Genomic DNA, 24,252 nt, shown 5'->3' with positions numbered 1-24,252 from the left:
TGCCGGAGGACTGACAGCCTTGGCGGCGCGGGTGGTTGAGAACGGAGGCCTCGCCGGGGCACGAGCCGTACCCCGCCTGGGAACGGGCGCGGGATCTCTTGATCAGGCCCGGCCCGCCATTCGATCAGGCTCCGGCCGCCAGCAGTGCCGCCACCCGGCGGGCCGTGGCCTCGTCCCGGGCCGCCGTGAACGGCAGCGCGTTGCCCCCGGTCACGCGGAACGGCTCGCCCGTGCGGGTCAGGTGCGCGCCGCCCGCCTCCTCGACCAGCAGCAGTCCCGCCGCGTGGTCCCAGGCGGCCTCCCAGGAGAAGGCGGTGGCGTCCAACTCGCCGCGGGCGATGGCCAGATACTCCAGCCCTGCCGAGCCGCACGGGCGCGCGACGACTCCCTCGACGTACAGGCCGAGGAGCGCGCGCTTCTGCTCGTCCGTGGTGTAGTCGGGGTGGGACGTGGCGATGTCCAGGTCGCGGCCCGGCTCGGGCGAGCCGGAGCGCAGCGGCACGCCGTCGAGCACGGCGCCCCGGCCGCGTATCGCCGTGGCGAACTCGTCGCGCGCGGGAGCGTACGTCCAGGAGGCGAGCACGACGCCGTCCAGCGCCAGCGCGACCAGCGTGCAGAAGCCGGAATCGCCGTGCACGAACTGCCGCGTTCCATCGACGGGGTCGACGATCCAGACCGGCGCCGTGCCGCGTATGGCGTCATACGTCGCCGGGTTGGCGTGCACCGCTTCCTCGCCGACCACGACCGAGCCGGGCAGCAGTTTGGCGAGGGCCTCGGTGAGGTTCTCCTCGGCCTTGCGGTCGGCGTCAGTCACCAGGTCGTGCGGGCCGGACTTCTGGTCTATTTCGTGCGCGGCGAGCTGCCTGAAGCGGGGCATGATCTCGGCGGCGGCCGCCTTGCGGACTGCTTCTTCGACGTCGGACGTGCGCTGGGCGAGAAACTCGTCGATGGTTTCGATGTCTTCGATCACGGCTCCATGACAGCACGCGCCACTGACAATCCCCACCCGCCCGGTGTACTCCGGGTGGAATCGCCATGAATTCCAGGGATCGGAGGTCAGCGATGCCGGCTTCCGGGATCAGTGATCCCAGGGGGCCCGCTGCGATGCCGGCGGTCGGAGATCAGCGTCCGACCGCGTACCCCTGCATCCCGCGCGGATTCGCCGCCGCCGACAGCACACCCGTCCGCGGGTCCCGGGCGACCGCGCACAGCCGCCCCTCGGACCAGGCGTCGGCGACCAGGACGTCGTGGCCGCGGCGGCGCAGCTCCTCGACGACCGCCGCGTCCATGCGGGACTCGACGGTGAGGCTGCCGGGGCGCATGCCGCGGGGATAGAAGGAACCGGGGAAGCTGTCGTTGTGCCAGTTCGGGGCGTCGATCGCGCCCTGGAGGTCGAGGCCGCCGCGCACCTCGGAGCGCAGTGCCACCGCCAGGAAGAAGTGCGTCTGCCACTGGTCCTGCTGGTCGCCGCCCGGGGTGCCGAACGCCATGACCGGCACGCCGTCGCGCAGCGCCAGCGAGGGGGTCAGCGTGGTGCGCGGGCGACGACCCGGCGTCAGGGAGTTGGGCAGTCCCTCCTCCAGCCAGGCCATCTGAAGCCGGGTGCCGAGCGGGAAGCCCAGCTCGGGCACGACCGGGTTGGACTGCAGCCAGCCCCCGCTCGGGGTGGCGGCGACCATGTTGCCCCAGCGGTCGACGACGTCGAGGTGGCAGGTGTCGCCCCGGGTGCCGCCGTCCGGTGCCACGTCGGGTTCCGGGGACCTCCGGGCCACGGTCGGTTCACCGGCGCCCGGTACCGCCAGGGCATCGAAGCCCCGCTCCCCGGCGGCCACCACGCGCGCGTGCTCGCTCAGCCGCGGAGTGCGCCCTCCGGGGCTGCCGGGGCGCAGCTCGTACGACGCCTTGTCGGCGACCAGCGCACGGCGGGCGGCGTTGTACGGCTCCGAGAGCAGCGCGTCGAGCGGTACCTCGGCGGCGTCCCCGTACCAGGCCTCGCGATCGGCCATGGCGAGCTTGCAGCCCTCGACGAGGAGGTGGACGTAGTCGGCGGAGCCGTAGCGCGGCAGCTCGGCCGGCAGCAGCGCCAGCTGCTGCAGGAGGACCGGGCCCTGGCTCCAGGGGCCCGCCTTGCACAGGGTCCAGCCCCGCCAGTCGTACGTCGCCGGTGCCTCGTAGGCCGCGGACCAGGCCGCCAGGTCGGCGGCCGTCAGGGTGCCGGTGTGTCGCTCGCCAGTGGTGTCCATGGTGGGCCGCCCGGCCTGACGCACCAGGGCCTCGGCGATGAAGCCGGAGCGCCAGACCCTCCGGGCGGCCTCGATCTGAGCCACGCGGTCCGTCTCTTCGGAGACCTCGGCGAGAAGGCGTCGCCAGGTCGCGGCGAGGGCCGGATTGCGGAACAGCTCGCCGGGGCTCGGCGCCTCGCCGCCCGGCAGATACACCTCCGCCGACGAGGTCCACTCCGTCTCGAACAGCTCGCGCACGGTCTCGACCGTCTCGCCGACGCGCTCCACGGGCGCGTGTCCGTCCTCGGCATACCCGATGGCGTACTTGAGGACGTCGGCGAGCGGCTTGGTTCCGTGGTCGCGCAGCAGGAGCATCCAGGCGTCGAACGCACCCGGCACGGCGGCTGCGAGCGGCCCGGTGCCGGGTACGAGATCCAAGCCGAGCCCCCTGTAGTGGGCGATCGTCGCTCCCGCGGGCGCGACCCCCTGTCCGCACAGGACCCGCACCTCGCCGCCCACCGGGGCGAGGATGATCGGGACCTCGCCCGCGGGTCCGTTGAGGTGGGGCTCGACGACGTGCAGGACGAATCCCGCGGCGACGGCGGCGTCGTACGCGTTGCCGCCGTCCTCCAGGACGGCCATCGCCGACTGCGAGGCGAGCCAGTGCGTGGAGGACACCATGCCGAAGGTGCCCTGGAGCGTCGGTCGGGTCGTGAACATGCCTGCCACCTCGCCGTGCGGAGCGATCAACCTCGGCCCCGACTATGACACTTGCGCTTACGGGACGGCAGAGCGGAAGCCCCGCACCACACGGACCCGGCCCGGAAGGACCGGAATGATCGGAATCATTCGCCCGGGATGGACGTTGGTCCTCGTGGAACGGAACGGAGGCGGATCGGTGCACGGTGAGTACAAGATCCCTGGCGGCAAGCTCGTCGTGGTGGATCTGGAGGTTGAGGGCGGGGTGCTGCGCCACGCGCGCGTGGCGGGTGACTTCTTCCTCGAACCGGACGAGGCGCTGGATGCAGTCGACCACGCGCTAAACGGCGCCCCGGCCGACACCGACGCGGCAGGCCTGGCCGCCCGCATCGACGCCGCGCTGCCCGAGGGCACGGTCATGTACGGGCTGACCTCGCAGGGCATCGGAATCGCGGTGCGCCGGGCGCTCGCGCACGCCACCGACTGGACGGACTACGACTGGCAGCTGATCCACGAAGGCCCGCAGTCCCCGGCGCTGCACATGGCCCTGGACGAGGTGCTGACCGCCGAGGTCGCCGCGGGCCGGCGCCCGCCGACGCTGCGCGTGTGGGAGTGGGGCGCCCCGGCCGTGATCATCGGCAGCTTCCAGTCGCTGCGCAATGAGGTCGACCCGCGGGGCGCGGCGCGCCACGGCATCGAGGTCGTGCGCCGGATCTCCGGCGGCGGCGCGATGTTCGTGGAGCCGGGCAACACCATCACGTACTCGCTCTCCGTGCCCGAGGCGCTCGTCCAGGGACTTTCCTTCCAGGACAGTTACGCGTATCTCGACGACTGGGTGCTCGGCGCCCTCGGCGACATGGGGATCAAGGCCTGGTACCAGCCGCTGAACGACATCGCCACGGACCAGGGCAAGATCGCGGGGGCCGCCCAGAAGCGTGTGGTCGGGTCCGCAGACGGGGGCGGGCCCGCAGGGCCCTCGGTCGAGGGTGGTGGTGGGCGACGGGCGGGAGGGCCCGGCGCCGTGCTGCACCACGTCACCATGTCGTACGACATCGACGCCGACAAGATGCTCGAAGTGCTGCGCATCGGCCGGGAGAAGCTCTCCGACAAGGGCACGAAGAGTGCGAAGAAGCGGGTGGATCCGCTGCGCCGGCAGACGGGGCTCGCGCGCGAGGCGGTCATCGAGCGGATGATCGACTCGTTCCGCGGCCGGTACGGGCTGGCGGACGGCAAGGTGACACCGGAGGAGCTGGGCCGGGCCGAGGAGTTGGCGCGGTCGAAGTTCGGGTCCCTGGAGTGGACGGCACGGGTGCCGTAACGCCCGGCCGGGGGGTGTGCCCTGAGGGGCTCAGGACGGAGGTGTCCAGGCCGTCGTGCCGAGCGTGTTCTCCGGGCCGATGTCGAGGGGCTCCTGAAGACGTATGTTCACAGTGTCGCGCCCCTTGTCCGGGGCGACGCGGAGGTACGTGCCGTCCTCGGCAGCCATCCGCCAGTACAGGACCGCGTGCGCGGTCTCGCCCGGGGCGAGCTTGAACGGTTCGGGACGGGGGCTGTCCGGCGCCATGGACACCTGGTCCGTCCCCTCGACGGTGTGTACGCCGGTGAGCGGGGCGCCCGTCTCGTCGAGGACACGGACGGAGGGGTAGCCGTTCACCATGCGGCTCGTCTTGCCGCAGTTGGTCAGGGTGAGCGTCATGCCGCGCAGTCCCATGGCCGCGTCGACACGTCCGGCGTCGATGCGCACACCGGACGGCGGGCAGCCGCGCGCCTGTTGGACCGGAACGGACGGTGACGGTTCGGGGGCCGCGGAGGCGGAGGCGGTCGCGGGCGGCGGGGCGGCCCGGGTCTGCGTCGGGGTGGGCCTGCGCTCGGGGTTGCGCTCGCGGTCCAGTTCTGCGGAGAGTCCGCAGCCGCTCGTGGCCAGCGCCAACAGGCAGGCGAGGGCGGCGGGGCGGGTCCACTCGAGGCGTATCGCGATCACGCGCCGATGATGGCACGGGGCCTGGCGGAAGCTGTCACTCCGCGTGTCCGCGCGCCGTCACCAGGCCCGACTCGTAGGCGAACACGACCAGTTGGGCCCGGTCGCGGGCGCCCAGCTTCGTCATCGCCCGGCTGATGTGCGTCTTGGCCGTGAAGGGGCTGATGACCATGTGCACGGCGATCTCCTCGTTGGTGAGGCCGCGCGCGGCGAGTGCGGTGACCTCGCGTTCGCGGCGCGTGAGGTGCTCCAGGCCCGGTGCGGTGGCCCGGTCCGGCGGCCGCGCGACGAACTCGCCGATCAGGGTGCGCGTCACGGACGGGGACAGCAGCGCCTCTCCGTGGGCGACGACCTCGATAGCCTGCAGCAGGTCGGCGGGCTCGGTGTCCTTGAGCAGAAAGCCGCTGGCACCGGCCCGCAGCGCCTCGAAGACGTACTCGTCCAGGCCGTAGTTGGTGAGCATGACGACGCGCACGCCGGACAGTTCGGGGTCGGCGGCGATACGGCGGGTCGCCTCGATGCCCGTCATCACGGGCATTTGTACGTCGACGAGGGCGACGTCGGGCACCTCGGCCCTCACGAGAGCCAGCCCCTGCTCTCCGTCGGCGGCCTCGCCCACCACCTCGATGCCTTCCTCGGCGTCGAGCAGGGCGCGGAAACCGGCCCGCATGAGGGCCTGGTCGTCGACGAGCGCGACCCTGATCACGACACGTCCTCCGGTATGCCCAGGGGCAGTTCGGCCCGCACCGAGAAGCCGCCCTCCGCGCGCGGGCCGGCCTGCAGGGTGCCACCGAGGGCCGTGACCCGTTCGCGCATGCCGGTGAGGCCGATGCCGGGTCTGGGCGGCCGGGCCGGCGGGGCGACGCCGTCGTCGTCCACGCGGATCGTCAACTCGCAGGGTGCGTAATCGAGTTCGACGGTGACCTTGGCGGGGCCCGCGTGCCGGGCGACGTTCGTCAAGGCCTCCTGGACGATCCGGTACGCGGCGCGGTCCACGGTCGCCGTGAGCGCGCGTTCCTCGCCGGTCACCCTCAGATCCACGGCGAGACCTGCGGCGCGAGCTCGCTCCACGAGAAGCGCGGGGGTGCCGGCCGGCTCGTCGGTGCGCAGCACCTCCAGTGTGGCGCGCAGTTCGCGCATCGCCTCGCCGCCCGCCTCCTGGATGGCGAGCAGCGCGGGCGGCACCTCCTCGCCACGCTTGCGCGCGAGGTGGACGGCGACGCCCGCCTGGAGCTTGACGATCGAGATGCTGTGCGTGAGCGAGTCGTGCAACTCCCGGGCGATCCGGAGCCGTTCCTCGCCCGCGCGCCTCAGTGCCGCCTCCTCGCGGGTGCGTTCCGCCTCCAGCGCGCGCTGTTCCGTCTGGCGCAGGTATGCCTGCCAGTTGCGGTCGGCGAGGCCCGTCACCACGGCGCACAGGAACCAGCCCGCGAGCAGGAGCGTCCGCTCGACGATCTCCTGTGTCGTGGGGCCCACGGTCACATATCCCGCCAGGAACACGGCACTTGCCAGCGCCGCCACGGCTCGGTGGCCCGCGCGGGCTGCCGTGTGTACGGCGGCCAGGACGGGGAGGGCGGAGAGGGAGCCGGGTTGGGCGTGGACGACGTACGCGGTCGTGGCGGTCGTGCTCGCCGCCAGTACCGCGCGCGGCGCCCTGCGATAGGCCGCGAGGGCCAGGGAGCCGAGGCCGATCAGTGCGTAGTCGACGGGGGTCGTGCCGTCGTCGAAGGCTGCCGCGGTCACGACGAGGGCGCCGATCACGATCGCGAGGGTCGCGTCGGTCAGGCGCCTGCGGGTGACCTGGTCCAGCTGCATGTTCGGCACCTTATGCGGCTGGGCCGACAGCCGCGTCAGACCTGTGGATGGCTGCCGGGGTACTCCCGGCGCAGTAGGTCGCGCTGCCCGCGGCCCCGGTGGCGGTAGCCGGTATTGCCTTCGGGTGTACGACGTCCGCGGGTGCCCTCCTGGGCCAGGGTTTCAAGGGCACCCGGCGCTGTCGGCTGTGACCACCCTCCCCAAGGTCTCGGCTCCGCTCGAGCAGGGGACCCCATCGCCCTGCGGAGCGACGGCCCACAGCGCTCGACCGCCCACAGCACTCGACGGCCAACGGGCGCGGCCGACGGCCGGCCACCAATCGCCCACCGCCGACCGACAGCCGCCGACCGACCGCCGACAGCCCACAGCCCACAGCCCACAGCCCACAGCCCACAGCCCACAGCGCTGAACAACCACCCACAGCACCCCGGAGGCACCCCATGTCCAACCCCTTCCGCCACACCACCCCGCCCCCGCCCAAATCCGCTACCGGCGTCACCGCGGCCGTCTACGCCCAACTCGCCGAAGACTTCGGAATCGAGCGCGCGGTCACCTTCGTCGTGCTCTCCTCCGCGCCCGAAATCATGGCCGCCGCCTGGGCGTTGATGCGCGAGTCGCTCATCGCGGGCGACGGGGACAGGACCGGGAAGGAGCTCGCGGCGCTGGGGGCGTCCCAAGCCAATCGGTGTCCGTTCTGCGTGGACGCGCACACGATGTTGCTGCATGCCACCGGGGACCACTCCCTCGCCGAAGCCATGGTGCGCGGTGAGACCCCTGCCGACGAGCGGCACGCGCGCGTGCTGGCGTGGGGCAGGGCGAGCCGGACCCCTGGGGCGGCCGAGTTGACGCCGTACCCCTTCCCCGGCGCCCACGCCCCCGCCTACATCGGCACCGTCCTCTCCTTCCACTTCATCAACCGGATCGTGTCGGCCCTGCTGACCGAGAATCTGCTGCCGGGCAACGTCCAGCGCTTCCGGGCCGTCCGGAGTCTCGCGGGACGGTCCGTCGCCAGGACGGTGCGCCGACGTCCCCCTGCCGGGGCGGGCTTGGCGCTCCTCGACGACCCGGGTCCCGGGCCGGGCTGGGCGCAAGGAACCACCGTCGGCCCGGCCTACGCCGCACTGCGCGACGCCGCCACCGCCGGAGCGGGACTCCTGGACGAGGACGACCGCAACCTCGTACGGGAAACGCTCCAGGCGTGGGACGGCACCCATCCGCCGCTCGCTTGGGACGAGCTCCCGGACCGTTCCCGCCCCGGCGCGCGTCTCGCGCTGCTGGCCGCCCTCGCCCCGTACCGCATCACGGACGAGGACGTGACGGCCTGGCGCAAACCGATCCACACCGACCACTGCCTCGTGCACCTCGTGGCGTACGGCGCGTTCGCCGCCGTCGACCGCATCGAGAGCGCCCTTCCCGTCCGCACCGCCAAGGAGACCTCGTGACCCGCACCGCCAACACCGTTCAGGCACAGGCCTGGAACGGCCCCGTCGGCACCCATTGGGCCACTCACCAGAAGCGTTATGACGCGATGGTGTCGGGCGTGAACGACGCGCTGTTCGCGGGCGCGGCCATCGCGGCGGGCGACCGCGTCCTCGACGTCGGCTGCGGAGCCGGAGCGACCACGCGAATCGCCGCCCGGCTGGCCGCGAGCGGACATGCCGTGGGGGTTGACATCTCGGCGCCCCTGCTCGACAGGGCACGGGCGATCACCGCCACCGAGGGCGTCCCTAACGTCGCGTACGAGCTTGCCGACGCGCAGATCCACCAATTCCCGCCCGCCGGCTACGACGTGGTCATCAGCCGGGGCGGCGTGATGTTCTTCGCGGACCACGCGGCCGCCTTCCGGAATCTGGCGAGGGCATTGCGGCCGGGAGGGCGACTCGCGTTCGTTTGTCCGCGGCCGGCCGGGCCGGATGTCGAGGAGTCGCGGGCCCTCAGTCTGTTCGGCGAGCTGCTGGAGGGGCCGGACGCCGACACCGTCGCCGCGCAGGTCGCTATGGCGTCACTGTCCGACCCAACACGGATCCGCGAGGTGCTGAGCGGGTACGACGACGTGACCGTGACCCCCGTCGAGACGCAGACGGTGTGGGGTCGCGACGCCTCGGACGCGGTCGAATTCATCCTCTCCCGCACGCCGGGGCGGACGGTCGCCGCCGACACGCGCGCGGCTTTGGAGGACACCCTGCGCCCGTACGAGACGGATCGCGGCGTCCGCCTGCGGGCCGCGGTGTGGCTGGTGACAGCGAGGGCGACCACCAAGGATGCCGCGCGATGACCCACGCCCCGTCAACCGTGAGCCACTGTCACCGCACAGGCACGGAGCGAGTTTGCACTTCCGCCCCACAGGGACTCATGTGACACTGGCGTCCCGTCCGCAGTGCGGACCCCTCCGCACCGTCCCCCACGAGAAGTGCGCCTTGCGTTCTCTTCCTCTGCCGCTCGCTCTCACCGCGCGCCTGCTGCCGGTCGCCGTGCTCGCCTCGGCGGGCTGGGCCCTGACGTCCGGTCCGTTCGCGGCGACCCCCACCGCCGCCGAGCACAAACCCACGCAAAAGACAACCGATACGCCATCCGCGCCATCGACGTCCGCGGCCACCAAGACGTACACCGCGTCGCCCGCGCCCTGCGGCGGCGTGGCGGAGGCGACGGTCAAATCCCTGGTCCCGGGCGCCAAGACGGCCGGGCAGGAGATCGCCTCGACCGACAAGTCGGTGCGTCGCACCTGCTCCTGGAACGCGCTGAAGGGGTTCGACTACCGCTGGCTCGACGTCTCGTACGAGATCAAGGAGACGGACGAAGCGGCAGAGAAGTCATATAAGCAGCGCGTGGCGGACAAGAGCGGCGGCGGGGCGGTCCCCGGACTCGGCGACACGGCCTACTCCGTCGTGAATCTCACCACCGAGGACAAGCAGCAGACGCGCGAGGGAGTGGTGATGGCCCGCGTGTCCAACGCGCTGGTCGTCATCACGTACAACGGCAGTGACTTCGAGACGAAGAAAGCGCCGGGTACGGACGAGATCAACAAGGGCGCCATCAAGGCCGCCAAGGACGCGGTGGCCGCGCTGGAGAAAAGCCGGCAATAGCCCGGCGGAACGCAGTAGAGCCGACCCGGACGAAGCGGTCGGCTCTACCCAAGGGCACCTAAGTCGGGTATGTCAGACAGTGGCCTTCTCCTTGCCCCGCAGCAGCATCAGCACCACGTACAGAACCATCGACGTACCGAGTCCGACCGCCCACCCGTAGTCGGCCAGCGACTTTAGTGCCGGGATGGGCCGGCCATCGATCAGCGGATGGAAGTCGGCGCCGCCGATGGCCAGGACGCCGCCGGTGACGAAGGCGACGACGGCCCGCCAGTTCCAGCCACCGTCGTACCAGTAGCGGCCTCCCGTGCGGTACAGGTCGGCGAGGTCTAGCTTGGTGCGGCGCAGGATCCAGTAGTCGGCGATGAGGATGCCCGCGACCGTGCCGAGCAGACCACCGACCAGACCGAGCCAGGTGAAGATGTACCCCTGCGGGTCGGAGTACAGCTTCCAGGGGAAGATCAGCACGCCGAGGACGCAGGTGGCGAGGGCACCGGTGCGGAAATTGATCTTCCGGGGCGCGATGTTGGAGAAGTCGAAGGCCGGCGAGACCAGGTTGGCCGCGATGTTCACGGACAGGGTCGCGACCAGCACGGTGACCAGCGCGTAGAGGAGGCCGAAGACGTTGTCGGTCTTGGCGGCCAGCTGGACCGGGTCCCAGATCGCCTTGCCGTACACGGCCTGCGAGCCCGAGGTGACCATGACCGACAGGAAGGCGAAGAGCGTCATCGTGGTGGGCAGACCGAGCGCCTGGCCCCAGGTCTGCGCCTTCTGGCTCTTTCCGTAGCGGGTGAAGTCCGGGATGTTCAGCGACAGCGTGGACCAGAAGCCGATCATGCCCATGAGCGAGGGCCAGAACAGCTTCCAGAAGTCGCCGCCCCAGCCCAGCTTGGAGGGCTGGTCGAGCAGCGGGCCGAAGCCGCCCGCCTTGCTGCTCATCCACCACAGCATCACGCCGGCGCCGATGAGCACGAAGGGCGCCGCCCAGTTCTCGAAGCGGCGGATCGTCTCCATGCCCCGGTAGATGATGGCGACCTGGAGCACCCAGAAGAGCGCGAACGACAGCCACATGGTCCAGGCGTAGCCGCCGACCTCGGAGGCGTTCTTCCAGCCGTCGCCGAAGAGCTTTCCGGCGAGGAAGTAGATCGCCTCGCCGCCGATCCAGGTCTGGATGCCGAACCAGCCGCAGGCCACCAACGCCCGTACGACGGCGGGGAGGTTGGCGCCGCGGACGCCGAAGGAGGCGCGGGCGAAGACGGGGAAGGGGATGCCGTACTTGGGTCCGGCGTGCCCGGTGAGCAGCATCGGGACCAGCACGATCAGGTTGGCCAGGGCGATGGTGAAGACGGCCTGCTTCCAGTCCATGCCGACGGCTATCAGACCGGAGGCCAGCGTCCAGGAAGCGGTGTTGTGGGCCATGCCGACCCACAGCGCCGAGAAGTTGTACGTGGTCCAGGTGCGCTTCTCGACCGGGACCGGCAGCAGGTCCTCGTTGGCGTAGGGGCCGCTCGGCGCGGGCGCGTCGGGGGCTATCTCCACGCGTCCGTCGGCGAGCGTGACTTGAGCGGCGGGTGGGCTGTCCGGGGGGACGGTCTCGGTCATGGGCAGGCCAATCAGATGAGGAGTGACGGGAAAGGCCGTGCGGGTGACGCCGTGGGGGGAGGTGCGGGTGCGGCCGGTCCCCTTCCCGGGACGGCGGGAAGGGGACGTTCGGGGAGGGAGCGGGAGCCGCGGTGGGGCTGGGCTTGGCGCGGTCAGCGGTTGATGGCCGGGATGACCGTCGACCCGTAGGCGTCGATGGTGGCTTCCTGCGCGTCGTGCATGTCGTACACCGCGAACTGGTCGACGCCGAGTTCGCGCAGCGCGTTCAGCTTCTCGATGTGCCGCTCGGCCGTGCCGATCAGGCAGAACCGGTCGACGATCTCGTCAGGCACGAACGCGGTGTCGGGGTTGTCGGCGCGCCCGTGGTGGGAGTAGTCGTAGCCCTCACGGGCCTTGATGTAGTCGGTGAGTTCGTCGGGTACGGCGGCGGAGTGCTCGCCGTACTTGGAGACGAGGTCGGCGACGTGGTTGCCGACCATGCCGCCGAACCAGCGGCACTGCTCACGTGCGTGGGCGAGCGCCTCCGGCGAGTCGTCCTCGGTGATGTACGCGGGCGCGGCGACGCAGATCTTGACGTCGGAGGGGTCGCGTCCGGCCTCGACGGCGGCGTTCTTCACGGCCTTGACCATGTACTCGGTCAGGTACAGATCCGCGAGCTGCAGGATGAAGCCGTCGGCCTCCTCACCGGTCATTTTCAGCGCCTTCGGGCCGTACGCGGCCATCCAGACCGGGAGTTCGGCGCCGGGCTTGACCCACGGGAACTTGATGACGGTGCCGCCGAGGTCGGCCTCGTCGCCCCGCCCGAGCGCCCGGATCACCTTCATCGCGCCGCTGATCCGGGCGAGCGTGTTGGGCTTGCGGCCGGCGACGCGCATCGCCGAGTCGCCGCGCCCGATGCCGCACACCGTGCGGTTGCCGTACATGTCGTTGAGCGTCGCGAAGGTGGAGGCGGTGACCTCCCAGGTGCGGGTGCCCGGGTTGGTGACCATCGGGCCGACCGTCAACTTCTCGGTGTTCGCGAGAATCTGACTGTAGATCACAAACGGTTCCTGCCACAGCACGGCGGAGTCGAAGGTCCAGCCGTAGGTGAAACCGTTGCCCTCGGCCCGCTTCATCAGGTCGATGACGCGGGAGGCAGGGGGGTCGGTCTGCAGCACGAGTCCGAAGTCCATGGCGCCACTCCTAGTCGATCAGAGAAGGTACTGACAGGTGGAGCGGGGGGTGTAGACGCCGTGGCCCGCGCGTCCGGTGAACTCCCGCTCGGTGATGACCAGTTCGCCGCGCGAGAGCACGGACTCGACACGGCCGGTGACGCGCTTTCCCTCGTACGCCGAGTAGTCGACGTTCATGTGGTGCGTCTCGACCGACATGACCTGCTCGGCATGCGGGTCATAGATGACGATGTCGGCGTCGGCGCCGGGCGCGATGGTGCCCTTCTTCGGATACAGGCCGAACATCCGGGCCGGGGTCGCGCAGGCGATCTCGATCCAGCGGCGACGCGAGAGGTGCCCGTCGACGACGGCCTGATGGAGCAGGTCCATGCGGTTCTCGACGCCCGGAAGGCCGTTGGGGATCTTCGAGAAGTCGCCGCGGCCGAGCTCCTTCTGGCCCACGAAGCAGAAGGGGCAGTGGTCGGTGGAGACGACCTGGAGGTCGTTCGTGCGCAGTCCGCGCCACAGCGCCGCCTGGTGGTCCTTGGGGCGAAGGGGCGTACTGCAGACGTACTTCGCGCCCTCGAAGTCGGGCTCGGCCAGGTTGTCGGTGGACAGGAACAGGTACTGCGGGCAGGTCTCGCCAAAGACGTTCAGACCCTCGTCGCGCGCCCGTGCCAGCTCGGCGACTGCCTCCTGCGCCGAGACGTGCACGACGTACAGCGGGGCGCCCGCGACCTGCGCGAGCTTGATGGCGCGGTGGGTGGCCTCGGCTTCGAGCAGTGCCTTGCGGACCTCCCCGTGATAGCGGGGATCGGTCTCGCCACGGGCGAGCGCCTGCTCGACCAGCACGTCGATCGCGATGCCGTTCTCGGCGTGCATCATGATCAGACCGCCGTTCTCGGCGGAGCGCTGCATGGCGCGCAGGATCTGGCCGTCGTCGCTGTAGAAGACGCCGGGGTAGGCCATGAACTGCTTGAAGGAGGTGACGCCCTCCTCGACCAGCAGGTCCATCTCCTTGAGCGTCTCCTGGTTCACGTCGGAGACGATCATGTGGAAGGCATAGTCGATGGCGCACTTGCCGTCGGCCTTGGCGTTCCAGGCGTCCAGGCCCTCGCGCAGCGAGTGGCCGACGCTCTGCACCGCGAAGTCGATGATGGTGGTGGTGCCGCCCCAGGCCGCGGCCCGCGTGCCCGTCTCGAAGGTGTCTGAGGCGAAGGTGCCGCCGAACGGCAGCTCCATATGGGTGTGGGCGTCGACGCCGCCCGGGATGACGTACTTGCCGGTGGCGTCTATGGCCCGCTCGGCTGTCCACGACTCGGCCGCCGGGGTGCCGGTCGCGGCGAGAGCCGCGATCCGGCCGTCCTCGATCAGGACGTCGGCGTGGATCTCGTCGGACGCGGTGATGACGAGGCCACCACGGATGACGGTACGGCTCATGCTCCCTCTCCTTCCGGTCGTGCGTGCACTGAGGGAATCCCGCTCCTGTTGAAAACTGAGGTCAACGCTGTTTCCTTATAAGGAAGACGGTGCCGCGGGCCCGGCCCCATGACCGGGCCCGCGGACGGCGCGGGACGACGGTCAGGGGGCGGTCAGCGGCTCGTACGCGTCGGGACGGCGGTCCCGGTAGAACTGCCAGCGATCGCGTACCTCGCGCAGTTTGGCCATGTCGAGGTCGCGGACGACGAGTTCGGTCTCCTTGTCGCTCGCCACCTCCCCGACGAACTGGGCCTCCGGGTCGACGAAGTACGACGTCCCGTAGAAGTCGTTGGAGCCGAGCTCCTCCACGCCCACGCGGTTGATCGCGCCCACGAAGTACTCGTTGGCGACGGCCGCCGCCGGCTGCTCCAGCTGCCAGATGTAGGAGGACAGACCGCGTGAGGTGGCCGACGGATTGAATACGATCTCGGCACCCGCGAGACCCAGCGCACGCCAGCCCTCCGGGAAGTGGCGGTCGTAGCAGATGTAGACGCCGATCTTCCCGACTGCGGTGTCGAAGACCGGCCAGTCGGCGTTGCCCGGACGGAAGTAGAACTTCTCCCAGAAGCCCTCGACCTGCGGGATGTGGTGCTTGCGGTACTTGCCGAGGTACGAGCCGTCCGCGTCGATCACGGCGGCCGTGTTGTAGAGGACGCCGGGCTGTTCCTCCTCGTACATCGGCAGGACGAGGACGATGCCGAGTTCCTTGGCCAGTGCCTGGAAGCGCCGGACGATCGGGCCTTCGGGGATCTGCTCGGCGTACTCGTAGAACGCCTTGTCCTGGACCTGGCAGAAGTAGGGTCCGTAGAACAGCTCCTGGAAGCACAGGACTTGGGCGCCCTGCGCGGCCGCGTCGCGGGCCGCCTGCTCGTGGACCTGGATCATCGATTCCTTGTCGCCGGTCCATGCGGTCTGGAAGACGGCGGCGCGGATCACTCTGCTCATCGGGACCTCCGGTCGCTCGGTGTGCGAGGAGCCTAGAAAGCCCGTGGAGCGGGTTTGAGTTGCACCGTGTCACGTCTGGAGCGCTGTGCCGTTCCACGGTGTCACCCCCGCGTCGTCCCATGTTTCACCTGTGTCGTCCGGTGTTTCACCGTTGTTGCGCGTCGTGCGCGAGCAGCGCGATGTGTACGGATGCCGCCTGCTCGAAGTCGTCGAGGTCGACGCCGAGACGGGCCTCTATGGCCTCCAGACGCCGGTACAGGGCGGGCCTGCTGACGTGGTGGAGTTGCGCGGTGCGCGACTTGTTGCGGCCGGTCGCGAGATACGTCCGCAGCACGGGCAGCAGCTCCGACTCGGCGTCAGCACCGCACAGCAGGCCGTCCAACTCCCGCTCGGCGAAGGACTGGACGTGCGGATCGTCCCGCAACAGCCTGACCAGACCCCGCAGATGCACGTCCCGCAGGCGTACGAGCTCCGGCTGGTCCTGGTCGACGGGTGCGTCGGCGGCGGCCTCGGCGACGTGCAGGGCCTCGCGCAGGCCGGCGGGGACGTCGTCCCAGGCGGTACGGAGAGAGGCCGCGGCCACCGTCGTACGGGCGCCGCTCTCGTGGCGCAGCCGCAGCGCGAAGTGCGCGGCCAGCGCCTCCCCGTCCTGGTCACGAGCAAGGCTGAGCAGCACGGCGGTGGCCCCGTCGGCCAGCTCGGCGACGAGTCCGGGAAGTCCCAACAGGCGCAGCACACGGTCCAGTTGGGCCGGGTCACCGTCCCGCACCACCAGCGGCACGAACGCCCGCCGGTTGACGGGCAGCCCGGCCGCGCGCGCCCTCGGCAGCAGCTGCCGGGCCGGTACGACACCGCTCACGAGGTCGGTCAGCAGGCTCTGCGCGGACTCCTCCTCCCAGGTGAGCGCGGAACCGCCGAGCATCCGGTGCAGGACCAGGGACTCGGCGGCCCGGTCGGCGAGCAGCCGACCGGTCGCGCCGTCGCCGCGGTATCCGCACAGCACGATGCGGCCCCAGCGCTCGCCGCGCCCGCCCAGCTCGGCGCGGATCCAGCCGTCGCCCTCGCTGCCGCCCGCCTGCCGGGCGATGCGCTCCCAGTCGCGCAGCACGTCGTCGACGGCGGACCGCTCCCCCGCCGTGGCGAGGACCCGGTGGGCGAGGTTGGTGACGACGACGGGGCAGGCGGCGTGCCCGGCGATCTCGTCGAGCATCCGCTGCAGCGGGGCGCCCGCCGTGATGAGTCCGGTGAGCGCTGTCCGTACGGCCTCGGACAGACTCACGGCCGCGAACTTGCTTCTGACCAGCCTGGACTGGACCTCCTCCGTCAACTCTGCGAAGGGGAAAGGCCGGTGGAGCACCACCATGGGCAGCCCGCAGCGCTCGGCCGCCCGGCGCATCACCTCCGGCGGCGCCGGGAAGGCGCGGCCGAGTCCGAGGACGACGGCCGCGGCCTCCGCGCGGTGCAGCGAGCGGATGTACTCGGCCTGTGCGTCGGGGTCGCCGGCGAGCAACACCCCGGTGGTGAGCACCATTTCGCCGCCACTGAGCATCACGCCCACGTCGGCGGCCTCGGCGACGTGCACCCAGCGCACGGGCCGGTCGAGATGGCCCGCGCCGGCCACCACCTCGGGCTCTCCGGCGAGCACCCGGTCCAGGGTGAGGACCTGGCGTACCGACAGGGCGGGTTCCAGGGCGGTGGTCATGGCGACGTTCCCTTGCTCAGGTTCTCTTACTGGGTACACCTCAGCGCGCGCTCGAGAATCGCCGCGCCCTCCTCCGCCTCCGCCACGGTGAGGGACAGCGGCGGTGCGATGCGCAGCACGCTGGTGTTGTGACCGCCGCCCTTGCCGATCAACAGGCCTTCTTCGCGGGCCGCTTCCTGCACGGCCGTGGCACCCTCCGGGTTCGCCTCGTCGGTGCCGGGCTTGACCAGCTCGACGCCGATCATCAGGCCGCGCCCGCGCACCTCCCGGACGCCGTCGAGCTGCGCGGCGACCGCCCTCAGCCGCTCGATGAGCAGACCGCCGACGCGCCGGGCGTTGCCCTGCAGGTCGTGTTCGAGGAGGTACGTGAGGTTCGCGAGCCCCGCCGCCATCGTGACCGGCGAGCCGCCGAAGGTGGAGATGGAGTTGGAGTCGAGACAGTTCATGATCTCGGCGCGGGCGACGACGCCGCCGATGGACATACCGTTGCCGATGCCCTTGGCGAAGGTCAACATGTCCGGCGGGCCCGCCGCGGCGTGCGCCTGCCAGCCCCAGAAGTGCTCGCCCGTGCGGCCCCAGCCGGTCTGCACCTCGTCGGCGATCCAGAGGATGCCGCGCTCGTCCAGGACCTCGCGGAAGGCCGCGTACAGGCCGTCGGGCGGCGTGGTGAAGCCACCGACGCCCTGGATGGGTTCGGCGATCAGGGCCGCGGGCGGGCGGATGTGGCCGAGCAGGTCCTTCAGGTCATCGACACAGGCCGCGATGAACTCGGCGTCGCCGAGATCGGCGTACGGGCCGCGCGTGCGGACGCCACCGTGGACGTACAGCGTCTGGAGCGGCGAGAGGGAGGTCGGCGACCAGCCCTTGTTGCCGGTGATGCCGACCGCGCTGAACGAGCGGCCGTGGTAGCTGTTGCGCATCGCCAGGATCTGGTTGCTCTGCCGGTAGGCGGTGGCGAGCAGCAGGGCCGTGTCGTTGGCCTCGGTGCCGGAGGTGGTGAAGAAGACGCGCGCGTCCGGGATGCCGGAGAGCTGGGCGATCCGCTCGGCGAGGTCGACCATCGGACGGTTGAGGTAGAGCGTCGAGGAGTGGATGATCCGCCCGGCCTGCTCGCTGACGGCCTTCGTCACCTCGGGCAGCGCGTGCGCGGTCATCGTGGTGAGAATGCCGCCGAAGAAGTCGAGGTACCTGTTGCCCTTGGCGTCCCAGACGTGCCGGCCCTCGCCATGGGTGATCTCGATCGGGTCCTCGTAGTAGAGGGCGAGCCAGTCGGGCATGACGGCCTTGTGGCGCGCGTACAGGTCGGTCACGGCTGCACCAGCCCGTCGTACGCGTCGGGTCGGCGGTCGCGGTAGAACGCCCACTGCTGCCGGACTTCCTCGATCAGGTCGAAGTCGAGGTCGCGGACGAGGAGTTCCTCGGCCTTGTCGCTCGCCGTCTCCCCCACGAACTGCCCGCGCGGGTCGACGAAGTACGACGTCCCGTAGAAGTCGTTGTCCCCGTACTCCTCCTCGCCCACACGGTTGATCGCCGCGATGAAGTACTCGTTGGCGACGGCCGCGGCGGGCTGCTCCAGCTGCCAGAGGTAGGCGGACAGGCCGCGGGAGGTGGCGGACGGGTTGTAGACGAGCTGGGCGCCGTTCAGGCCGAGCTGTCGCCAACCCTCCGGGAAGTGGCGGTCGTAGCAGATGTACACGCCGATCCTGCCGACGGCGGTGTCGAAGACGGGCCAGCCCAGGTTCCCCGGTTTGAAGTAGTACTTCTCCCAGAAGCCCTTCACCTGGGGGATGTGATGCTTGCGGTACTTGCCGAGGTACGTGCCGTCGGCGTCGATCACGGCCGCGGTGTTGAAGTAGAAGCCGGACTGCTCCACCTCGAAGACGGGCACGACGATGACCATGCCGGTCTCGCGGGCGAGCTCCCGCATCCGGGTGACGGTGGGCCCGTCGGGCACGTGCTCCGCCCAGCGGTAGTGCTCGGGCTCCTGGACCTGGCAGAAATAGGGAGCGTTGAAGACTTCCTGGAATCCGATGACCTTGGCGCCCTGCCGGGCCGCCTCGCGGGCGTGTTCCTCGTGCTTGGCGACCATGGATGCGGTGTCGCCTGTCCAGGTGGCCTGGACCAGAGCGGCACGTACGACGTTGGCCATGAGCTGCTCCTTCGACGGGACGTCAGAGAGCCTCTACGCCCGTAGACAAAGGGTGTAGAGGCTCGAAAGTAAGCCCACCGGAGAGCCTTGCCAAGACCATCGTCGTTAACCCGCTGAGTCGATCACGTTTCGCACTCCTGTGGGTGAGTCACGGATCCGGTCACGCGGTGAAGCCTGCGACCCGCAGAGCGTGTACGAGGTCCCAGTGGCGCTCGTCCGAGACGCCCCGGGCGGCCTCCAGGAGGAGCGGCACGAGCCGCTGCGGGTCCGCTTCCACGCTGCGGGCCGCTTCCTCCGGGGTGCGCACGCGGACGTACGCGCCGAGCAGCGCGTCGATTTCGCGCCGGCGCCCCTCCTCGGCGAGGCCCAGCACGGCGGCCCCGATCTCCGGCGCGGGCCGGGCGACGCCCTGGCGCAGCATCTGCTGCCCGTCGGCCGTCCGGCCCGCCGCGACCAGCGCGTCCGCGGCGGCGACCAGCCGGTCGGCGGGGAGCGAGGCCGCCTCCCACAGCAGGGTGGCCCAGTCGGCGTCCAGGCCCGCGCGGTGCAGCTCCGCGGCGAGCAGCGGGAAGCGGCCGGCGGGCCAGTACGCGGCCTCGACGAGGACGGCGTGCGCCTCGCCGCTCCTGCCCTCGCTCCGCAGCCGTATCAGCGTCTCGACGGTCTCGGCGGTGGCCCGCCGCGCGCCGTCGTCCTGCGGCTCCATGCGCGGCTGGGCGGGCTCCTCGGCCGCTCCCGCGAAGCGGGCGCCTCGGGGGGTACGGCCGCCGCGGGCGGCCGGGGCGGGCGGTGACACCTCCGGTACGACCATGGGGGCCGCCTCCGGCTCCATCATTCCGGCGAAGCGGGCGCTGCCTCGGGGGCGGCGCTTGGAGCGTTGCTTGGGGGTGGCGGGGGTCGGCTCCGGGGCCCGGGCCGGGGGCCGTTCGTGGTCGCCCTGTGCGTCGGGGGCGTACGCGTCGCGACGTGGGGCCGCCGGACGGTCCGGCGACGCCTGGTCCGCGAAGGGGGAGCGTGCGGCGCTGCGCTCCGGCACGGCCGGGTCGGCGAGCGGGGAGCGAGGGCCGGTCTGCTCGGGAATGGTCGAACGGTGGTGGGGGGACGACGGCCCTGGGGTGGCGCCTTCACCAGGACCCCGCCAAGCGGTGGGACGACCCTCCGCATTCACCCCGCCCTCGGGCTGCCGTACCCGGAACACGTCCCCGGCGGGCCCGGCCGTGAAGTCCAGTGCGCCCTGCCCGTGGGTGTGCTGGAGACGGCGGTCGAGGTTCGCCATGCGGTGGCGGAGCTCGGTGCAGCGGGCCGTGGCGCGTTCGTGGTCGTCGTGGGCCCAGGCGAGGTCGAGCCGTATCGACTCGACCTCCTCCTGGGAGCGGGCCGAGTGGAGCAGCCGGCCCAGCTCGGCCTGGCGCTCGACCGCGTAGCGCTGTTCGCGGAGCATCACGTCGAGGCGGTCGCCGAGGGCGTCGCGGCCTCCGGGCCGGGCGTCGTATGCGGCGAGCGAGGCGCCGTGCAGGGCGCGGGCCCGCTCGGTCTCCTGGGCGGCGGCCCGGTCGCCGTACTCCACGGCGAGGTCCTGGAGGAGCGCCTCCACGACGTCCCAGGGCGGGACTTCCCAGCCGTCCAGGCAGGCCCGCATGCCGTCGGGATCGCGCTGCCAGAACACTCCGCACCAGCCGCCGCCCTGATCGAGCCGTTCCATCAGCTCGTTCAGGTACCTTGCGAACTCCCGCACTTGACCCGGGAGTTGTTCTACAGCCATCACACGACTCCCCGCCCGACTGGAGTGCTCCGGTCCGGTAGAAAACACCAGCCGTGTTACGGGACGGCTACAGGGAGTTTTCGGGCCGGACGCAGAGACCTCCGGGATGGATGACACCGGTGTGCGGCCCTCCAGGGACGCAGCTGTCAGGAGACCCTACTCGCCTCCCCCGCCCGTTGGTCGGCGACCGGACCTCATCTCACGCCACGCGGGCCAACGCGCACCGCACCACGAGGTCGTCCATCGACAGCCCGAGCGCCCGCGCCAGCGCCGCCACCGTGAAGAAGGCGGGGGTGGGCGCCCGCCCGGTCTCGATCTTGCGCAGCGTCTCGGCGGAGATCCCGGCGACCGCCGCGACCTCCGCCATGCTGCGGTCACCGCGGGCGTCGCGCAGCAACCGGCCGAGCCGCTCGCCGCGTTCGCGCTCTTCGGGGGTCAGGGGGGTGCGCACCATGCCACCATTCTAATACCGGTATAGTAATTGGCATGGTGGAACTGAAGACGGACACATCGATCGACGAGATGTACGCGGCGGGCCAGGTCGTGGGCAGGGCACTCACGGCGGTACGGGAAGCGGCCGGCGTCGGCGTCTCACTCCTGGAGCTGGACGAGGTGGCGCACCAGGTCCTGCGGGATGCGGGCGCGAGCTCCCCGTTCCTCGGCTACCGCCCCTCCTTCGCACCCACCCCCTTCCCCGCGGTCATCTGCGCCTCCGTGAACAACGCGATCGTGCATGGCATCCCGGACGGCTACCGGCTGCGCGACGGCGACCTGGTCTCCATCGACTTCGGCGCCGAACTGGGCGGCTGGGTGGGCGACTCGGCGATCAGCTTCATCGTCGGGAGGCCGCGCGCCGCCGACGTACGCCTGATCGAGACCGCGGAGCGGGCCCTCGCGGCCGGCATCGAGGCCGCCGCCGTCGGCAACCGCATCGGCGACATCGCGCACGCCATCGGCACGGTGTGCCGCTCGGCGGGGTACGGCATCCCCGACGGCTTCGGCGGCCACGGCGTGGGCCGCCGCATGCACGAGGACCCGTCCGTCCCGAACGAGGGCCGTCCCGGACGCGGCCTCCCCCTCCGCCACGGCATGGTCCTCGCCATCGAGCCCATGCTCATCGGCGGCGGCACCAACGGCTACCACGCGGCGCCCGACGGCTGGACCCTCCGCACGAACGACGGCTCCCGCGCGGCCCACACCGAGCACACAGTGGCCATCACCGAGGCGGGGCCACGCATCCTGACGGCGCGCTGACTCCCCACACGCTCGCTATCTCGGTGCGCCCAACCAGCCCTTCGCGTTGGAGTACGACTCGAAGTCGTAGCGGGTCCGCCGGTCCCACTCCTCGCCCGATATTCGCTCGTAGGCCTCGTCCGGCACGTAGAGCAGGCTCTCGGCCGACGCAGGGCCGGCCGCGTACGGAATGAAGCGGGAGGGGTCGATCAGCACTCGTTCGTACTCGGCGCGCCCCGCGGCGACGACGGCGGCACGCGTGTAGAGGAACTGGTCCCCAGACAGCTCCCGGCCCTTCGGCTGCACCCCGAACTGCCAGCGGTCCAACCGGTACAGGGCCCACGACAGCTGCTCGGCGAAGCCGATGGCCGCATGCAGCGGGCAAGCGACGAGCATGCCGATCAGGCCTGCGGCAAGCCCGGCCCCATCAGGGTCGGGTGCCGCGGGCCGACACTGCTCGATCAGCCGCCAGAAGGCGCTCTCGTTCATGCCCGCAAGGATGGCGCACGGCACTGACAGTCGGGCGGGCAGCGCCCTGACCTGCCAGAACGCTGCCCGCACGGCTGCTGACCGCTATGACGCGGGCCGCACCACCATCGCGGAGCCACCTCCGCGCCGCACCTTCTCCGCGGCGGCGAGCCACTTGCCGTTCGGGAGGCGTTGGACGCCGGTCGCAGCGCCGATTTCCGGGTTTTGGCGGAAGGCGTGGCCGATGGACTCCAGTTGGGCCTTCAGAGGGCTGTTCCACAGGGCCGGTTCGAGTTCGGTGGTGGTCTGGTTGCGCTGGCTGGCGCGGGGGGCTGCGATCGCGTCCACCAGGGGCAGCCTTCGGTCCAGGAACTCCGTGAGCGTCTGCAGCACGGTCGTGACGATGGTCGCGCCGCCCGGCGAACCGAGCGCCACCACGGGCCGGTCGGCGCGGTCGAGCACGATCGTCGGTGAGATGGACGAGCGCGGCCGCTTGCCGGGACCGGGCAGGTTCGGGTCGTGGACGTCCGGGCTCGCGGGTGTGAAGGAGAAGTCCGTCAGCTCGTTGTTGAGGATGAAGCCGCGGCCCGGGACCGTGATGCCGCTGCCGCCGGTCTGCTCGATGGTCAGCGTGTACGCGACGACGTTGCCCCACTTGTCGGCCACCGTCAGGTGTGTGGTGTTCTCGCCCTCGTACGTCGTCGGGGCGGCCGTTCCGGCGGTGGAGCAGGCCGCCGGGTCGCTCGGATCACCCGGCGCCAGCGGGCTCGTCAGCACCGCGTCGTCCTTGATCAGACATTCCCGCGAGTCCGCGTACTTCTGCGACAGAAGTCCCTTGGTCGGTACGTCCTCGAAGGCCGGGTCGCCCACCCAACGGCCCCGGTCCGCGAACGCGATCCGGCTCGCCTCGATGTAGCGGTGCAGGTACTGCGCCTCGCTCGCCTTCGAAAGGTCGCTCTTCTCAAGGATGTTGAGCGCCTCGCCGACCGTGGTACCGCCCGAGGAGGAGGGCGCGATCGAGTAGACCTTCAGACCGCGGTACGTGGTCCGGGTCGGCGCCTGCTGCTTCGCCTCGTACTCCGCCAGGTCCTCCAGGGACAGCTTGCCCGGGCGCGCGTTGTAGCCCGAGCTCGGACCCACCGGCGGCTTGTTCACGGTGTCGACGATCTCCTGGCCGAGGTCGCCGTCGTAGATCGCGTCGACGCCCTCCTTGCCCAGCTCCTCGTACGTACGCGCCAGATCGGGGTTCTTGAACGTCGAGCCGACGACCGGAAGCGCGCCGCCCGGCAGGAACAGCTCGGCGGTGTCCGGGAAGTTCTTGAAGCGGGACTGATTGGACTCGGTCTGCGAGCGGAAGGTCGCGTCGACCGTGAATCCGTCGCGGGCGATGCGCTCGGCGGGCTTCAGCACGCTGCCCAGCTGCCTGCTGCCCCACTCGTCGAGAGCCGTCTGCCAGGTGGCGGGCGTGCCCGGCGTACCCACGCTCAGCCCGCTGGTGACGGCGTCCGCGAAGGCGAGCGGCTTGCCGTTCTCCAGGAACAACCCGGAGTCGGCCGTCAAGGGCGCCGTCTCGCGGCCGTCGATCGTGTGCACCGTACGCGACTTGGCGTCGTAGTAGACGAAGTAGCCTCCTCCGCCGATGCCGGACGAGTAGGGCTCGGTGACGCCGAGGGCCGCCGCGGTGGCGACCGCCGCGTCCACGGCGTTGCCGCCCTTCTTCAGGACCTCGATCCCGGCCGCGGAGGCGTCCGCGTCGACGCTCGCCACGGCGCCGCCGTAGCCGACGGCGACCGGGACCTTCTCAACTGAAGCGCCGGTGGAAGACGGCGGCGCCGCCGCGCCGACCGACACCACCGCGGCCGAAACCGCCAAGACCGCCAGATTCCGCGCAAGAGGGCGACGCATCCGTACCTCCAGTCAACAGCCGTCCGCGCAGCGTAACTGCACTGCCATGCCCGCGTCAGGAC

21 protein-coding genes are annotated in these 24,252 nt (G+C 71.0%); 5 read left to right on the top strand and 16 right to left on the bottom strand.

What is annotated here, in order from left to right:
* Positions 1-124 precede the first annotated feature (124 nt).
* Together ACZ4RZ_RS24370 and ACZ4RZ_RS24365 are read right to left on the bottom strand one after the other, a co-directional pair.
* Positions 125-970, bottom strand: a complete 846-nt coding sequence (locus ACZ4RZ_RS24370) for an inositol monophosphatase family protein (protein WP_467747510.1) — start codon at positions 968-970, stop codon at positions 125-127.
* A 151-nt stretch (positions 971-1,121) separates the two neighbouring features.
* Positions 1,122-2,942, bottom strand: coding sequence for a gamma-glutamyltransferase family protein (locus ACZ4RZ_RS24365; protein ID WP_467747508.1), 1,821 nt, complete (start codon positions 2,940-2,942; stop codon positions 1,122-1,124).
* A gap of 178 nt (positions 2,943-3,120) precedes the next feature.
* Between ACZ4RZ_RS24365 and ACZ4RZ_RS24360 the strand changes: the two genes are divergently transcribed.
* Positions 3,121-4,239 carry a lipoate--protein ligase family protein gene (locus ACZ4RZ_RS24360; protein WP_467747812.1) on the top strand — a complete coding sequence of 373 codons (1,119 nt, stop codon included), beginning with the start codon at positions 3,121-3,123 and terminating at the stop codon, positions 4,237-4,239.
* Between the two features lie 30 nt (positions 4,240-4,269).
* Here ACZ4RZ_RS24360 and ACZ4RZ_RS24355 read toward each other — a convergent pair whose 3' ends face one another.
* The 3 genes from ACZ4RZ_RS24355 to ACZ4RZ_RS24345 are packed head-to-tail and all read right to left on the bottom strand — an operon-like array spanning position 4,270 to position 6,714.
* A complete protein-coding gene (locus tag ACZ4RZ_RS24355; protein WP_467747507.1) occupies positions 4,270-4,902 on the bottom strand; it encodes a DUF4232 domain-containing protein in 633 nt (210 codons plus the stop codon).
* 34 nt (positions 4,903-4,936) lie between these two features.
* On the bottom strand, positions 4,937-5,605 hold the full coding sequence (locus ACZ4RZ_RS24350; RefSeq protein WP_467747505.1) for a response regulator: 669 nt from the start codon (positions 5,603-5,605) through the stop codon (positions 4,937-4,939).
* Complete coding sequence (locus ACZ4RZ_RS24345; RefSeq protein WP_467747504.1) at positions 5,602-6,714, bottom strand: sensor histidine kinase; 1,113 nt, start codon at positions 6,712-6,714, stop codon at positions 5,602-5,604. The genes ACZ4RZ_RS24350 and ACZ4RZ_RS24345 overlap by 4 nt, the downstream gene beginning before the upstream one ends.
* Before the next feature lie 440 nt (positions 6,715-7,154).
* Between ACZ4RZ_RS24345 and ACZ4RZ_RS24340 the strand changes: the two genes are divergently transcribed.
* The 3 genes from ACZ4RZ_RS24340 to ACZ4RZ_RS24330 all read left to right on the top strand — a co-directional run bounded on the left by ACZ4RZ_RS24340 (position 7,155) and on the right by ACZ4RZ_RS24330 (position 9,797).
* The gene (locus ACZ4RZ_RS24340; RefSeq protein ID WP_467747503.1) at positions 7,155-8,156 is read left to right on the top strand and encodes a carboxymuconolactone decarboxylase family protein; all 1,002 of its coding nucleotides are present in this window, start codon (positions 7,155-7,157) and stop codon (positions 8,154-8,156) included.
* On the top strand, positions 8,153-8,989 hold the full coding sequence (locus tag ACZ4RZ_RS24335; protein ID WP_467747501.1) for a class I SAM-dependent methyltransferase: 837 nt from the start codon (positions 8,153-8,155) through the stop codon (positions 8,987-8,989). Before ACZ4RZ_RS24340 ends, ACZ4RZ_RS24335 begins: the two co-directional genes overlap by 4 nt.
* A gap of 142 nt (positions 8,990-9,131) precedes the next feature.
* The gene (locus tag ACZ4RZ_RS24330) at positions 9,132-9,797 is read left to right on the top strand and encodes a hypothetical protein (protein ID WP_467747500.1); all 666 of its coding nucleotides are present in this window, start codon (positions 9,132-9,134) and stop codon (positions 9,795-9,797) included.
* A gap of 72 nt (positions 9,798-9,869) precedes the next feature.
* Here the strand turns inward: ACZ4RZ_RS24330 and ACZ4RZ_RS24325 are convergent, their stop codons facing one another.
* The 9 genes from ACZ4RZ_RS24325 to ACZ4RZ_RS24285 form a co-directional block, all read right to left on the bottom strand.
* Complete coding sequence (locus tag ACZ4RZ_RS24325; protein ID WP_467747499.1) at positions 9,870-11,396, bottom strand: NCS1 family nucleobase:cation symporter-1; 1,527 nt, start codon at positions 11,394-11,396, stop codon at positions 9,870-9,872.
* Positions 11,397-11,548: 152 nt separating this feature from the next.
* Positions 11,549-12,568 carry a TIGR03842 family LLM class F420-dependent oxidoreductase gene (locus tag ACZ4RZ_RS24320; protein ID WP_467747497.1) on the bottom strand — a complete coding sequence of 340 codons (1,020 nt, stop codon included), beginning with the start codon at positions 12,566-12,568 and terminating at the stop codon, positions 11,549-11,551.
* An 18-nt stretch (positions 12,569-12,586) separates the two neighbouring features.
* Complete coding sequence (gene hydA, locus ACZ4RZ_RS24315) at positions 12,587-13,987, bottom strand: dihydropyrimidinase (RefSeq protein WP_467747495.1); 1,401 nt, start codon at positions 13,985-13,987, stop codon at positions 12,587-12,589.
* A 141-nt stretch (positions 13,988-14,128) separates the two neighbouring features.
* Complete coding sequence (locus ACZ4RZ_RS24310; RefSeq protein WP_467747493.1) at positions 14,129-14,971, bottom strand: nitrilase-related carbon-nitrogen hydrolase; 843 nt, start codon at positions 14,969-14,971, stop codon at positions 14,129-14,131.
* Between the two features lie 145 nt (positions 14,972-15,116).
* Positions 15,117-16,673 carry a PucR family transcriptional regulator gene (locus ACZ4RZ_RS24305; RefSeq protein WP_467747492.1) on the bottom strand — a complete coding sequence of 519 codons (1,557 nt, stop codon included), beginning with the start codon at positions 16,671-16,673 and terminating at the stop codon, positions 15,117-15,119.
* A gap of 26 nt (positions 16,674-16,699) precedes the next feature.
* The gene (locus ACZ4RZ_RS24300; RefSeq protein WP_467747810.1) at positions 16,700-17,950 is read right to left on the bottom strand and encodes an aspartate aminotransferase family protein; all 1,251 of its coding nucleotides are present in this window, start codon (positions 17,948-17,950) and stop codon (positions 16,700-16,702) included.
* A 29-nt stretch (positions 17,951-17,979) separates the two neighbouring features.
* Positions 17,980-18,822 (bottom strand): nitrilase-related carbon-nitrogen hydrolase, encoded by an 843-nt coding sequence (locus ACZ4RZ_RS24295; RefSeq protein ID WP_467747491.1) that lies wholly within the window; start codon positions 18,820-18,822, stop codon positions 17,980-17,982.
* A 160-nt stretch (positions 18,823-18,982) separates the two neighbouring features.
* The gene (locus tag ACZ4RZ_RS24290) at positions 18,983-20,584 is read right to left on the bottom strand and encodes a hypothetical protein (protein WP_467747489.1); all 1,602 of its coding nucleotides are present in this window, start codon (positions 20,582-20,584) and stop codon (positions 18,983-18,985) included.
* A 199-nt stretch (positions 20,585-20,783) separates the two neighbouring features.
* Positions 20,784-21,038 carry a helix-turn-helix domain-containing protein gene (locus ACZ4RZ_RS24285; RefSeq protein ID WP_467747488.1) on the bottom strand — a complete coding sequence of 85 codons (255 nt, stop codon included), beginning with the start codon at positions 21,036-21,038 and terminating at the stop codon, positions 20,784-20,786.
* Positions 21,039-21,070: 32 nt separating this feature from the next.
* Here ACZ4RZ_RS24285 and map point away from each other — a divergent pair, with 32 nt between their 5' ends.
* A complete protein-coding gene (gene map / locus ACZ4RZ_RS24280) occupies positions 21,071-21,838 on the top strand; it encodes a type I methionyl aminopeptidase (RefSeq protein ID WP_467747487.1) in 768 nt (255 codons plus the stop codon).
* Positions 21,839-21,853: 15 nt separating this feature from the next.
* Here the strand turns inward: map and ACZ4RZ_RS24275 are convergent, their stop codons facing one another.
* Positions 21,854-22,306, bottom strand: a complete 453-nt coding sequence (locus ACZ4RZ_RS24275; protein WP_467747486.1) for a DUF4240 domain-containing protein — start codon at positions 22,304-22,306, stop codon at positions 21,854-21,856.
* A gap of 84 nt (positions 22,307-22,390) precedes the next feature.
* Positions 22,391-24,190: a gamma-glutamyltransferase gene (gene ggt, locus ACZ4RZ_RS24270; protein ID WP_467747484.1), complete on the bottom strand. Its 1,800-nt coding sequence runs from the start codon at positions 24,188-24,190 to the stop codon at positions 22,391-22,393.
* Positions 24,191-24,252 lie beyond the last annotated feature (62 nt).

Source organism: Streptomyces sp. NPDC027189 (assembly GCF_055566975.1).
The sequence above is the reverse complement of the archived record's forward strand: the minus strand, read 5'-3'. Positions and strand labels throughout refer to the sequence as shown.